The sequence below is a fragment of the Streptomyces sp. PA03-1a genome (assembly GCF_033792805.1).
Lineage (GTDB): Bacteria > Actinomycetota > Actinomycetes > Streptomycetales > Streptomycetaceae > Actinacidiphila.
Genome location: NZ_JARAVO010000262.1, coordinates 1 through 12,811, shown reverse-complemented (window position 1 = coordinate 12,811; position 12,811 = coordinate 1). Strand labels below are relative to the sequence as shown.

The 12,811-nt window shown below is 73.9% G+C and carries 14 protein-coding genes; 8 read left to right on the top strand and 6 right to left on the bottom strand.

Annotation, left to right across the window (positions count from 1 at the left end; translation table 11 throughout):
• Positions 1-238: 238 nt before the first annotated feature.
• Positions 239-439, top strand: coding sequence for a hypothetical protein (locus tag PV341_RS38405; protein WP_500360240.1), 201 nt, complete (start codon positions 239-241; stop codon positions 437-439).
• 130 nt (positions 440-569) lie between these two features.
• Here the strand turns inward: PV341_RS38405 and PV341_RS38400 are convergent, their stop codons facing one another.
• Together PV341_RS38400 and PV341_RS38395 are read right to left on the bottom strand one after the other, a co-directional pair.
• The gene (locus tag PV341_RS38400) at positions 570-809 is read right to left on the bottom strand and encodes a WhiB family transcriptional regulator (RefSeq protein ID WP_499515665.1); all 240 of its coding nucleotides are present in this window, start codon (positions 807-809) and stop codon (positions 570-572) included.
• Positions 810-937: 128 nt separating this feature from the next.
• The gene (locus tag PV341_RS38395) at positions 938-2,575 is read right to left on the bottom strand and encodes a carboxylesterase/lipase family protein (RefSeq protein WP_500360239.1); all 1,638 of its coding nucleotides are present in this window, start codon (positions 2,573-2,575) and stop codon (positions 938-940) included.
• A 190-nt stretch (positions 2,576-2,765) separates the two neighbouring features.
• Between PV341_RS38395 and PV341_RS38390 the strand changes: the two genes are divergently transcribed.
• Together PV341_RS38390 and PV341_RS38385 are read left to right on the top strand one after the other, a co-directional pair.
• Entirely contained in the window at positions 2,766-3,749 is a 984-nt protein-coding gene (locus tag PV341_RS38390) for a MerR family transcriptional regulator (protein WP_500326375.1), read from the top strand.
• Between the two features lie 85 nt (positions 3,750-3,834).
• On the top strand, positions 3,835-4,704 hold the full coding sequence (locus tag PV341_RS38385; RefSeq protein WP_500326373.1) for an alpha/beta hydrolase family protein: 870 nt from the start codon (positions 3,835-3,837) through the stop codon (positions 4,702-4,704).
• Positions 4,705-4,890: 186 nt separating this feature from the next.
• On the opposite strand, the gene PV341_RS38380 is transcribed toward PV341_RS38385, so the two are convergent.
• A complete protein-coding gene (locus tag PV341_RS38380) occupies positions 4,891-5,634 on the bottom strand; it encodes a ribosomal protein L7/L12 (RefSeq protein ID WP_500360238.1) in 744 nt (247 codons plus the stop codon).
• Between the two features lie 179 nt (positions 5,635-5,813).
• Here PV341_RS38380 and PV341_RS38375 point away from each other — a divergent pair, with 179 nt between their 5' ends.
• On the top strand, positions 5,814-7,013 hold the full coding sequence (locus PV341_RS38375; RefSeq protein ID WP_500326370.1) for a damage-control phosphatase ARMT1 family protein: 1,200 nt from the start codon (positions 5,814-5,816) through the stop codon (positions 7,011-7,013).
• A 12-nt stretch (positions 7,014-7,025) separates the two neighbouring features.
• Here the strand turns inward: PV341_RS38375 and PV341_RS38370 are convergent, their stop codons facing one another.
• Complete coding sequence (locus PV341_RS38370; RefSeq protein ID WP_500360237.1) at positions 7,026-7,316, bottom strand: DUF6295 family protein; 291 nt, start codon at positions 7,314-7,316, stop codon at positions 7,026-7,028.
• Entirely contained in the window at positions 7,316-8,053 is a 738-nt protein-coding gene (locus PV341_RS38365; protein ID WP_500360235.1) for a dienelactone hydrolase family protein, read from the bottom strand. Before PV341_RS38365 ends, PV341_RS38370 begins: the two co-directional genes overlap by 1 nt.
• A gap of 111 nt (positions 8,054-8,164) precedes the next feature.
• On the opposite strand from PV341_RS38365, the gene PV341_RS38360 reads away from it, so the two are divergent.
• The gene (locus PV341_RS38360; protein WP_500326364.1) at positions 8,165-9,142 is read left to right on the top strand and encodes a phosphotransferase; all 978 of its coding nucleotides are present in this window, start codon (positions 8,165-8,167) and stop codon (positions 9,140-9,142) included.
• An 82-nt stretch (positions 9,143-9,224) separates the two neighbouring features.
• Here PV341_RS38360 and PV341_RS38355 read toward each other — a convergent pair whose 3' ends face one another.
• Positions 9,225-9,611 (bottom strand): effector-associated constant component EACC1, encoded by a 387-nt coding sequence (locus PV341_RS38355; RefSeq protein ID WP_500360234.1) that lies wholly within the window; start codon positions 9,609-9,611, stop codon positions 9,225-9,227.
• Between the two features lie 154 nt (positions 9,612-9,765).
• Between PV341_RS38355 and PV341_RS38350 the strand changes: the two genes are divergently transcribed.
• The 3 genes from PV341_RS38350 to PV341_RS38340 form a co-directional block, all read left to right on the top strand.
• The gene (locus PV341_RS38350; protein WP_500326361.1) at positions 9,766-10,524 is read left to right on the top strand and encodes an IclR family transcriptional regulator; all 759 of its coding nucleotides are present in this window, start codon (positions 9,766-9,768) and stop codon (positions 10,522-10,524) included.
• Positions 10,525-10,622: 98 nt separating this feature from the next.
• Positions 10,623-11,759 (top strand): PP2C family protein-serine/threonine phosphatase, encoded by a 1,137-nt coding sequence (locus PV341_RS38345; RefSeq protein ID WP_500360232.1) that lies wholly within the window; start codon positions 10,623-10,625, stop codon positions 11,757-11,759.
• A gap of 114 nt (positions 11,760-11,873) precedes the next feature.
• The coding region (locus PV341_RS38340) for a serine/threonine-protein kinase (protein ID WP_500360231.1) at positions 11,874-12,811 on the top strand (938 nt) is incomplete at its 3' end.

Here is a 12,811-nt window from a genome sequence, read left to right as displayed (position 1 = left end):
TCATCTGTCAGTTCTCTGTTGATATGTTCTGTCTTTGATTCTTTTGTTTTTTTTTTCAAGCAGAAGACGGCTAACGGGGTGTAGGGGGGTCTGGGGGGCACGGAGATGTGTATAAGCGACAGCGCTGGCGGAGATCGAGGACCTGCTGCGCGACGACGACGTGCTGGAACGTCAGTTGCGCACGATGCGCTTGGACCCGGAGCCGGACCCACGCCCGGGCCCGGGGCCGGCTGACCTGTTGCGGCGGCCACGCGCCCTGCTGCTGGCGCTGCTGGCGATCGTGTGTTTCGGGCTGCTGATCGCCGCGACCGTCACGACGCTGCTGGCGGTCGTCTGCGCCTTCGTGGTGACGTGGCTGGTCACCCTGTTCGTGGCGGTCCGCTTGCCGGGTCCGGCCCGTCGCGCGGGCGCCCGGCGCCGCCGCGGCCGTCGCCGCTGACCCGCCGCCGCGTCCCACGGCCGTGTGGGCCCCCGGGCGCCCCGGCCGGGGCGCCCGGGGGCGTCCGGGTCAGGGCGGGTGCCGCCCACGGGTGGCACCACAGGGGACGCGATCGGGGCGGGGGGACCGCTCACCCGCTGCGGGCGGCACGGCGGCGCAGCGCGCGGCGCTCCTCCTCGGACGTGCCGCCCCAGATGCCGGGGGACTGCCCGGTACTGAGTGCCCACTCGAGGCAGTCGCCGACCACCGGACACCTCTCGCAGACCGCTTTGGCGCGGGCTTCCTGCCCCGCACCCGGGCCTGAGGAGCTGACCGGGAAGAACAGTTCCGGATCCTCGTCTGCGCAAGCGGCGCTTCGCCACCAGCCCATCGTTTCGACTCCTTCCGGAGGAAGCGTTCGGGGGTGCCACGGACATTGCCGTGCTGCGTCGCGTACCCGGTGTGGCGCAGCCGATGCCGCCCGATCCGGAGCCGATCCGGAGCCGATCGCGCGGAGGCTCACCGAGGCAGGCGGTCCCAGAACGAGCAGTGGTGGGCGGAGTACGCGTCGACGGGGTGGATTCCGCCTGGTCCGGGAGCCAACGACTGCACCGACCGCGCGAGAGGTGACGAAGGGTGCAGGGCAGGCCAGAGCGGGGCGCCGGGGGTGTTCGGGTTGCCGGTGCGCGCGAAGTTCGTCCAATAGTCGACCATCCGGTCGGACAGGGCGCGCTGGGCGTCGGTCAGCGGTCGCTCGGTGGGGAAGGCGGCGAACAGGAACGGCATCTCGAAGCCGTGCGCCGCGCCGTAGGGGAAGCCCGGGTTCACCGGCAGACCGGCGAGGACGGGAGCGTCCGGATCGCTGAACTCGTAGCCGTAGAGCGGGAGGGCGGGGGCACGGGCGGCGATGGCCCGGCCGGCTGCCAGCGTGGTGCACGTGAGGGATCGATCGGTCAGCACCGCGGCCCAGGCCAGTGCGGGCGTGGGGTGTCCTGCTGCCGGGTACCGTGCCTCGACGGCGGGGGCTGCGGGCCCGAAGGCGTCCACCAGACGGGCGCGGTAGTCGTCCTCGGTGCGGATCGGGAACGCGGCGAGCGACAGGCCGACGAACATCCGCATCTCGTCGTGGTTGGTGCCCTGGACGACCGGCACGCGGTGGAAGCGTCCGGTCGCCAACGCCTGGTCCGGCGCCACGGGCAGCAGCGGATTGCCGAAGGCGGGCCGGTTGAAGGACTGCATCAGCTGCGCGGTGGCCAGGCGATCCGCGCCCTGCCCGCGCAGGCACGCCAGCACCTCGTCTCCGCCGCCCTCGGTGCAGCCCAGTTGCCGGGCGGCTTCCGCCCCGGCCGTCTGGACCTCGCGCTGTGGGGCGAACGGCTCGTACGCCGGTGTGCCGGGTCCCAGAGCGCCGCGTGGAAAGGACATGTGGCAGGAGCCGCTCTGGAGCACGGCCCGCCGGAAGAGTCCGGCGGCCGCCGGCGAGGTGAGGTGCGCACAGATGCTGAGGGCGCCCGCGGACTCACCGAAGAGCGTGACATTGCCCGGATCGCCGCCGAAGCGCTCCGCGTTCGCCCGCACCCAGCGCAGGGCGGCCTGCTGGTCCGCCAGGCCGAACGGCGGGGCGGAGCCCAATGCGGGGTGGCCGAAGTAGCCGAAGATCCCCAGCCGGTAGTTGACCGTCACGACGACCGTGTCACCCCGGACCGCCAGTTGTCCGGTGCCGTAGTCACTGCCGGAACCGCCCAGGAACGCACCGCCGTGCGTCCACACCAGCACGGGCCGCTTCCGCCCGGCTGGCTTCGGCGTCGGCATGGTGACGTTGAGGTAGAGGCAGTCCTCCGACCCGAGCACCGCGCCCGCACCCGGTGCCGGCATCTGCACACAGCGCTGAGCCGCCGCCGTCGCATCCCGGACACCTTGCCACGCGGCGGCGGGCACCGGGGCGCGCCAGCGCAGTGGTCCGGTCGGCGGGGCCGCGTAGGGAATGCCGTCGAAGGTGGCGTACGAGCCGTGTGACACACCGCGTACCAGGCCGTGGTCGGTCCGTACGACGGTACCGCTCGGCCCCCCGGAGTGCGCGGAACCGGGTGGTGCGCCGGTCGCCGGCACGGCGGTGCCCGCGAGTAGTGCCACCGCGCAGAGCAAGGGGAAGAGCACCGCACGGAGCCTGTCTCTTCGGCCTGGACGCGGTGCTGTCATGGTCGGGGACATGCGTATCCACCCTTCGTGGTCGGACGAGGTCGCATGAGGCCGGAACAAGGCCTGAGCGGTGGGGAAAACGGTGCGGACCGACGTGGCCGGTGATCAGTACGCTAGGACCTCCCGCGCGCTGGAGGTTCAAGAGCCCGTGACGCAAGACACGTGGAGCATCGGTGAACTCGCGGCCGGAACGGGGGTCCCGGTGAAGACCCTCCGCTACTACTCCGACAGCGGTCTGCTGCCCGTGGCCGGCCGTAGCGCCGGTGGTCATCGCCGCTACGGTCCTGAAGCGTGGGAACGGATCCGTCTCATCAGACGCTTACGGGCGCTGGACACTCCGATCGCCACCATCACGCAGGTGGTCACCGGTGAGCGCTCCCTCGGCGAACTGGTGGCGACCGAGCTCGAAGCGGTGCAGGAACGACTGACCGAACTGCGGTGGCGCCAGGCCACACTCAAGTCCCTGGACGAGGCCCCGAGCGAGGAACGGCTCCGGCGTCTGGAGATCCTCTCCCGTGTGCAGCGGCTCCCGCAGGCGCATCGCACCCTCACCGACCACTGGTATCGCGAGCTGTCCGCGGCCATGCCCAAGCGCCGGCTCGACATCATGATCGGCATGCTCTGCCCCGACCCCCCGCAGGACCCCGATCCCGCTACGGTCCTGGCCTACGCCGAGCTTCATCTGCTCATCTCCACACCCAGTTTCACCCGCTGGACCCAGGACCACGACGAGGAGATGAGGGACGGCCCGGCCTTCTACGCGGAGATCGACGATGCCGCCGCTGCGACGGCCGCCGCTTTGGCCCAGGGCCTGCCGCCCGGCGCCGGGGATGCGGTGAACGCCTTCGTGTCCGCCCACGCGCGAGCCCGCCGGGAGTCGGACACCCCCGCCTTCCGCGCGTACCTGCACGGGCTGGTGTCGAGGTCGTCCGGCTTCGACCCCCGCCTGGAACGCTATTGGGCCCTGGTCGGCACCGTCACCGGCGGGCGGGTGCTGAACATGACGGTGGCCCACAGATGGCTGACCGAAGGGCTGTCGATCTCGATGGCCGACGGTGCACCTGCGGGGAGCCCGGTTCCGCGGACTCCCGACCGCGCGCACCGAGTGGTTCCGGGCGAGATCGACCGCTGAAGCGCGCGTACGGCGGTCGGCGCGGCGAACGGCTTCCCCGTCCTGCCGTGGCGCGGCCGGCCGTCGCGTTTCCTACGATGGCGTCATGACGATCTCCGGGCCGGAGCAGCCACAGATACGCGTCCTGTACGACGAGTCCCGCCAGGACTGGCGGGAGCCGGCTCGTCCGCGCCCCGTGCGGCTCTACCTGTGGGAGCCGGCGCAACCCCCGGCCGCCTCCTCCCCGTTGGTCGTCGTGTCGCACGGCACCGGAGGTTCGGGCGGCGCCATGGAGTGGCTGGTGGATCCGTTGCGCGAGGCGGGTTTCCGGGTGCTGGCCCTCGACCACCACGGCAACAACTTCGTCGGCGGCTACGAGCCGGAGGGCTTCCTCCACGTGTGGGAGCGGCCACGGGACGTCTCCTTCGCCCTCGACGTGCTCGCCCGGGAACAGCCGTTGGGGCCGGTCGGCGCGGCGGGCTTCTCCGTGGGCGCCCACACGGCGGTGGCGCTCGCCGGGGCGCGCCTCGACCCGGACGTCCTGCGGGCCGTGCTGTCGGGGGCCGTACCGGTGCCGGACATCCCCGAGTTCCCCGGTGTGCTCGAGGCGCACCGGAAGAAGTACCCGGACGACCCGTCGGCGCGGGGGGCGCTCGACGGAGCGGGGGCCGACCTGTCGGACGCGCGGGTGCGGGCAGTCTTCCAAGTGGCCCCGGGCGTCGGGGGATTCGTGACCCCGAGGAGCCTGGCGGCCGTGCGGGTGCCGGTGGGGATCCGCTGGGGTGGTGCCGACACGGTCAACCCGTACGACGTCGACACCAGGCCGTACGCGGAACACGTCCCCACGGCTAGCGTCCGCTGCGCCGGCCCCCACGTCCGCCATGACGACTTCTTCGCGCCGGAGCCCGCCGACCCGGACGTCCGCGTCCGGGTCGGCAGGGAGGCAGCCGACTTCTTCGTGCGGCACCTGCGCTGACCGTGTCCACGCGGTGTCCACGGTGGTGGCCGGAGCCGGGAGAGGGCCTCACCCACCGCCAGGCTCTGGCCCCCGGGCGGTGCGACCCCCCGCCTCCCGGACCGCGGGGAACGACGCCTGGAAGGCCAGCCGGCGGTCGGCGTCGGCGGCGATGTCGCCGAGGAGCCCGTCCAGCGCCAGGAACACCTACCAGCGTTCGGCGCCGGTCGCCGCGGCCAGCCGGTCGAGGACCAGGTCCTCGAGCTCCGTGACGCGGTTGCCCTTCCAGACCTTGTCGGCCACGCTCACCAGCAGGTCCTCCATGGTGACGGCCGCGTCCGTCCACGAACCGTGGGTCGCCGCGAAGCGCGCCAGGCGCGGCGGGACGCCCTGCGCCCGCAGCAGTGCACGCCCCGCCGTCTCGTGGGCGTTGCCCGGCCCGGACAACTCGGCGACGTGCAGTGCCTTGCCGATGTCGTGGGTGGCCGCGCCGAAGAGCACGGCCTCACGGTCGACGACCAGGGCGGGGCCGTACTGCCGGACCCAGTCGACCAGTTCACATGCCGCGTCGTGCACCAGCCGCAGATGGGCCGCGAGCCGCGACGGAGCCCCCACCTCGCGCAGCAGACGCGCCACCTCCGGCGGCAGCGGCCGCTCCCGTCCCCAGGTGAGGGCCCGGTCGAGGTCCGGCGCCCGCTCGGGGCCCCCGACCTCGGCGGTGGCCCCGGCGGCGCGCAGCGCGGCGACGGCCGACTCGGCGTCCTCCTTCGGCGCGTTCCGCAGCACGACGAGAGGGGTCCCGCGGATGAGGGCCCGGCAGTGCTCCGTGCCCAGACCGGTCAGTCCGCCCAGCACGGCGACGACCTCCGCCGCGCGTGGCCCCACCTCCCTCAGCACGGCCGTCACCGGCACCTCGTCGCCCCCGGCCCTCATGTGCTGCGCCCCTGACATGAGCCCTCCCCGTCGCTCCCGGCCGTCCCGCCGCGGACAGCGTGCCCGAAGCCCCGCCCGAGGGGAACTCCGCGTACCGTGCGCCCGCGCACGGCCCGGGCGCCGCCACTTCCCCGCCGCTTCCTGTGAGAATGCCCGCGACCGCTGCCCCGCCCCCGACCGCTGGAGGACGACGACGCATGGGTGGACACCCACACCCGGACGGCACCCCCGGCCCCGCGCCTGCGCAGGCGCCGCCGATCACCTGCGACGAGCCCGGTTCCTTCGCCCGCAGCGTCTTCCAGGAGCGGCACCCGGTGCTGGTCCGGCGCATCCTCGACGCCGTCCCGTACGGCCCGGAGCGCCGCCGGGACTTCGCGGCGCTGCTGGAGGAGTCGCGGTCCGGCACGGTCGCCCCGCTGCCGCGGGACGCGCCGGACCTGGCGGCGTGGGAGGAGTGGGGCGAGGGCCGTTTCGGGCGGCCGTGGGCCGAACTGCCGTTCCTGTGGTCGGAGTCGTACTTCTACCGCCGGCTGCTCGACCCCGCCGGTTACCTCGCCGCGGGGGCGTGGCACGGCGTGGACCTTTTCGCGCCGTTCAAGGACGCCGAGCTGGACGGTCCCGGCTTCGCCGCCGACCTCGCCGCCCTGGACGGGCTGCCCGGGCTCGCCCCCGCCGAGCGGGAACACGCGCTGCTCGCGGCCGCCGTGTGGGGCAACCAGGCGGACCTCGGCTTCACCATGGTGGCCGATGCCGCCGCCCCCGAGGCGTCCGGCACCCTCGTCGCCGACGAGTCGGAGCGGCTGTGGTCCCTGCTGGACGGCGGCACGGTCGTCGTGGTCACCGACAACAGCGCCCGTGAGGTCCTGGCCGACCTCGCCCTCGTCGACGGCCTTCTCGCGGGCGGACGCGCCGACGAGGTCCACCTGCTCGTCAAACCGCGCCCGTACTACGTCTCCGACGCCACCACCCAGGACGTCCTGTCCTGCCTGCGCCGGATGACCGCCGCCCCCGGCGAGGCCGCCCGCATCGGCGGGCGCCTGCTCGCGGCCCTGCGCGAAGGGCGGCTCACCCTGGCCGCGCACCCCTTCGCCTGCGCGCCGCTCGGCTACCGCGACATGCCGGACGACCTGCGGGAACGCTTCGCGGCCGCGCAGCTGACGGTGATGAAGGGCGACCTCAACTACCGGCGCCTGGTGGACGACCGGCTCTGGCCCCCGACGGTGCCGTTCGGGGACGTCACCGCCTACTTCCCGGGGCCGGTCGCCACCCTGCGCACGCTGAAGTCCGACACCGTCGCGGGGCTCACCCCCGGGACCGTGGCCCGGCTGGACGCCGCCGGCACCGCGTGGCGCACCAGCGGCACGCACGCCCTGATCCAGGTCACGGTCCCGGGGTGACGGCCCGCGCCGTCAGCGCGCCGTCGGTGCGGCCTGCCCGGAGGAGGCCAGCCCCGGCGGGGCCGCCGCCAGCGCGGAGCGGATCGCGTCGACCAGCGCCAGCGCCGCCTCCTCGGTGAGCTCGACGGCGACCCGGGCCGAGGGCCCCAGGGCCGGGTTGAGGAAGTCGATGTTGACGGTGTGCTCGTACGGCGCGTGCTGCGGGTGGTCGACGTAGACCATGGCCTCGGTCAGCCCGAAGTAGCCCTGGGCGCCCTTGCCGCTGCCGTCGATGCGGATCTTCTCGGTGAGGTACGTGCACATCAGAGGTGCTCCTTGAAGAAGGCCAGGACCTTCGACCAGCCGTCGACCGCCGCCTCGGTGCGGTAGCTCGGCCGGTTCACGGCGAAGAAGGCGTGGCCGGCGTTCTCGTAGGTGTGGAACTCGTACGGCTTGCCCTGCGCCTTGAGCTCGGTCTCCAGTTCGGCGACGTGCTCGGGGGAGGGGTAGCTGTCCTCCGCGCCGAACAGCCCCAGCAGCGGGCCGCGCAGGTCCTTCGTCAGGTGCACGATCGGCTCGACCTGGAGCGGGAAGCCCTCGGGCGGCGTGCCGGCGACGAACGCCCCGTAGCAGTCGACGCCGGCCTGCACGTCCAGCGAGGCCAGGGCGAGGAACGCCTGGCGGCCACCGGAGCAGTAACCGATCACGCCGACCTTGCCGTTGGAGGAGGGCAGGCCCCTCAGGTACTCGGCGGCGCCGGCGGCGTCCCCCAGGAACCGCTCGTCGGGCACGCCGCCTCGGGCCCGCGCCGCCGCGGCCGCGTCGTCCGGCGACGCGCCGGGCGCCTCACGGCTGTAGAGGTTCGGGCAGACGGCGGCGAAGCCCTCCGCCGCGAATCGCCGGGTGATCTCCTTGGTGGGGTCGTCGTAGCCGGGCATGTGGTGGATCACCACGACGCCGCCGTACGGACCGGGGGCCATGGGGCGGGCGGAGTACGCCTCGATGCGGTCGCCGCCGTGACCGGTGACGGTCACCGTCTCGGCGAGCAGTGCGTCATACATGTACGCGGTCCTTCCGGGGGACGGATGATCAGCACTCTATTCCGCATGCGCTTTCCCCCTGCCGCCGCCCCGCCCTGGACCCCGGCGGGAGCCGCTCCGTAGGGTCGCCTCATGAGGCAACGGCCCGAGGGAGTCGGCGAGGAGGAGCTGGGCGAGGCGCTGCGCGCGTGGGGGATCGACGCCGCGTCATGGACCTACGAGCCCGTCGGCTTCGGCGACCACCACTGGACGGCGGCCGACGCCCGCGGCCGGCGCTGGTTCGTCACCGTCGCCGACCTGACGCACAAGCAGCACTGCGGGGCGGACGCCGAGTCCGCCTTCGAGGGACTGAGCCGGGCCATGGACACCGCACTCGCCCTGCGGGAACGCGCGGGCCGGGAGTTCGTGGTCGCCCCGCTGCCCGCCGCCGGGGGCGGCACGGTACGCAGGATCGGCGCGCGGTACGGGGTCAGCGTCTTCCCCTACGTGGACGGCGTCGCCGGCGACTTCGGCGACCGTCTCGACGCGTGCGGACGCGGCGCCCTGCTGGACACCCTCGCCGTGCTCCACCGGACACCGCCCCCGGCCCCCGTCCCGCGCCCACGACTCGCGCTCCCCGGGCGGGCCGCCCTGGAAGCGGCGCTCGCCGGGTTGCGCGACCCCTGGCACGGGGGCCCGTACGGCGAGCGGGCGAGGGCCCTGACGAGCGAGCACGCCGGGGCGATCCGGCGGCGGCTCGGGGAGTTCGACCGGCGTGCCGCCGCGCTCGAACGCGCGGGAGGGGAACACGTCGTCACCCATGGCGAGCCGCACCCCGGCAACCTGCTGCGGCAGGACGCGGGGCACGTGCTCGTCGACTGGGACACCGTCGGTCTCGCCCCGCCCGAGCGCGATCTGTGGCTGGTCGTCACCGGGGCCGAGGACCTCGACCGCTACCAGGACGCGGCCGGCCGCCGCCCCGACCCGGACGCCCTCGCCCTGTACGGGCTGCGCTGGCGACTGGAGGACGTCGCCTCCTTCCTCGGCGACTTCCGCTCCCCGCACCGCGCCACGCCCGATTCCGACCTGGCCTGGCGGTCCCTGGCCGCCACCGTGCGCGCCTTGGCATGAACACCCCTCAGCGGTCGAGCCGTTCCTCCCGGCTGATGACGGAGCGGGCCGCCGGAGCTCATCGCCGCGCCGGCCGCAGGGCTCACCGGTCGGTGGGGCGCAGTGCCTCGAGGACGCGGGTCGCCGTCTCGACGTCCTGCCCGGAGAGGGTGACCGTGACGCCGTCGTGCTCGAAGGTCATGTCGGGGGCCGAGGAGCGGGCCGCGCGCCAGGCGAGCCAGGCCAGGGCGAGGTTGGCCAGCCGGAAGCCGCTGTCGAGGGCGATCCGGATGCCTTCCAGGGTGCCGCCGACGCCGACGCCGACGCCGACGCCGACGCCGACGCCGCCGATGCGGCCTACCGCGGGCCCGCGCCCCTGGAGGGCGACCTTGGCGTTGCGCCGCACATAGGAGTCGTCCAGCAGCCAGGTGTGGAACGAGCGCAGCTCGTCCTCGGCGTCCCGCGCCTGCGTCGTGACGATGAGGTCCATCGGCACCGTTCCCCCTGGGTGAGCACCGCCGTGCCGTCACTCTGGCACAGTCGCACGCGGTGACGCAGGCATCCGCGCAAAGCGGTACGAGACGTACGGCGGCGTGCGCCACCCGTCGCTTGCCGTGGCCGGGCGGCGGGCGCAGGCTGGAAACATGGCTGCTCAGGGCGGGCCGACGCTCATCACGTCCGTCCAGCGGGCCTTCCGCCTGCTGGAAGCGGTGGGCGCACACGAGGGTGGCGTACCGGCGAAACAGCTGGCGCGCGAGACGGGGCTGCCGCTCGCCACCGCCTACCACCTGCTGCGGACCCTCACCCACGACGGCTACGTGCGCAAGCTCGCCGACGGCGGCTTCGCCCTCGGCGAGAAGCTCGAGGCCCTGCACGCCGCGAGCCGCCCGCAGATGCCGCTCAGCCGTATCCGGCCGGCACTGGCCGCGCTGCGTGACGACCTGTCCGCCGCCGCCTACCTGACCTTCTACGAGGACGGCGAGATCCGGGTGGCGGACATCGTCGACGGCCCCCGGACCCCGCGGGTCGACCTCTGGGTGGGCTTCGAGGAGGCGGGGCACGCCACCGCGCTCGGCAAGTGCGTGCTGCGCGAGCTGGACGAGGAGGCCCGCAACGACTACCTCGCCCGTCACCCGCTGGCCGATCTGACCCCGCGCACGATCACCCACCGCGCGGAGCTGCTGCGGTGCCTGGAGAGCGCCCCCGCCCCTCCCGCCGTCACGGACCTGGAGGAGTACGCCCTGGGGACGGTCTGCGTCGCGGTGCCCGTCTACAGCGGCAGCACGCTGGGCTCGCTCGGTGTGTCGCTGCGCGCGGACCGGGTCGCCGCACTCGAAGACGTGCGCGCCAAGCTGCTCTCCACGGCGAGCCGGGTGACCCGGGGTCTGTCGCTCACTATCTGAAATTCCCGCCCTTGTGGTCGGGGTGCATACACCCATTAACTGGTGGAAACGGACATCGGCGGTGTGACGCCTCGCACAGGCAGGGATTGCGGACGAACATGAGTCAAGCCCCGGACCAGCGGCATGGCGGCCGGCCGACCTGGCACGTCGCCGCGGGAGCGCCCTTTGCGATCATCTGCGGGGTGGCCCTCGTCGCCTTCGTCAGCGGCAGCGGCCCCGACTGGCTGCCTCTGCTCGCCGTCGGGCCGGCGCTCGCCGCCGCCGTAGGGGGACCGTGGCGCGTCCTGCGGGCGGGCGTGCTCGCGGTGGCGCTGGCCGCGGTCCTCGGCGCCTACAAGGGCGCGCACGGCGACAAGCTGGCCATCGTGGTGGCCGCGCTGGCCGCGGTCACCCTGGCGAGCGGGCTGGGAGCCGCGGTCCGGGGGCGCCGTGAGCGGGTGCTCGCGGCCGTCCGGTCGGTCGCCGAGGCGGCACAGCACGCGCTGCTGCTGCCCGTGCCGGAGACCGTCGGCCCCTTCCAGGTGGCCGTGCGCTACAGCGCCGCTGCGGCGGAGGCCCGGATCGGCGGCGACCTGTACGCCCTGGTGCCCACCCCGTACGGGGTGCGGCTGATCGTGGGCGACGTCCGCGGCAAGGGGCTGCCGGCGGTGAGCACCGCCGCCCTGGTGCTGGGCGTGTTCCGCGAGGCCGCCTACGACGAGCCCGACCTGCTCGACGTCGTCGACCGCATCGAGCGCAGCCTGGCCCGCAACCTCGGCCCGGACGACTTCGTCACCGCCGTCGTCGTCGGGCACCCCCGCCCGGGCCGCATGGAGGTCGTCAACTGCGGTCACGCCCATCCGCTGCTGCTGCGCGGGGGCGACGTCCTGGCCGTCGAGTCCTCCGGCCACGTCCCGCCGCTGGGGCTGCGCGCCCTCGCCGGGGAGGAGCCGGTGCTCCAGGTGCTGCCCTTCTCCGAGGGCGACCAGCTGCTGCTGTACACCGACGGCGTCATCGAGGCCCGCGACCGCGGCCGCCGCTTCTACCCCCTGGACGAGCGCGTCACGCGCCACCTCACCGACGACCCCGCGCGCACCCTGGCCGCGCTCCACGACGACCTGCTGGACCACGTCGGGGGCAGGCTGCACGACGACGCGGCGCTGCTCCTGCTGCGCAGCACCTCCAGCGCCGCGTCCGTCACCGAGCTGCCCGTCCCCGTCGTGTCCGGCGGCGCCGACAGGGCCCAGGCCGGCTGAGCCTCCGGTCGCGGGAAGGCGCACGAGTGGCGCACTTTTTCGGCGATTTGCTGCACTTCAGGCGATATGCGATACGTGGAGGAGGGGCCTTTCACCGCTCGCCGAGGAAGTGCCATGACAGGAGCGCACGAGGACGTCGGGCGCGTGGTCACCGGTCGCTACCGGCTTCTGCGCCGGCTCGGCGTCGGCGGCATGGGACGGGTGTGGCTCGCCTACGACCAGGAGCTGGCCTGCGAGGTCGCCGTCAAGGAGATCGTCCTGCCGCCCGGAGTCCCCGAACGCGAGGTGAGCTCCCGCATCGCCCGGGCCCGCGGCGAGGCCCGGCACGCCGCCCGGCTGCGGAACCACCCCCACGTCGTCACCGTCCACGACATCGTGGAGGAGGACGGCCTCCCGTGGATCGTCATGGAGTTCGTCCCCGGCGCCATGGACCTGGAGGCGGTGGTGCGCGAGCGCGGGCCGCTGCCGCCCGCGGAGGTCGCCCGGATCGGGCTGGCCGTGCTCGACGCCCTCCTGGAGGGCCACCGGCTGGGCATCCTGCACCGCGACGTCAAACCGGCCAACATCCTGCTGACCCATCCCGGCTCGCGGCCCTCCTACCCCACCGAGGGCGGCGGCCGGGTGATGCTCACCGACTACGGCATCGCCCTGGAGCCCAGCTCGGGCGAGACCCGCCTCACCGCGACCCTGGAGATCCTCGGCACCCCGCGCTTCATGGCGCCGGAGCGGGCCAACAACCGGCCGCCCACCGCGGCGGGCGACCTGTTCTCGCTCGGCGCCACCCTGTACTACGCGCTGGAGGGCACCGGGCCCTTCGACCGCGAGACCGCCCTCACCACCCTGAGCGCCCTGCTCTTCGAGCCGCCCGCCCCGCCACGCCGGGAGACCCGGCTGACACCCGTCCTCGTGGGACTGCTCGCCAAGGACCCCGCGGACCGGATGGGCGCGGAGGAGGCCGCCCGGCGGCTCTCCGCCGTCGCCGCCCAGCCGTACCACCTCCACCCGGCCCCTGCGGGGGACCGCTCGGGCGGTGGTTTCTCGGCTTTCTTTAA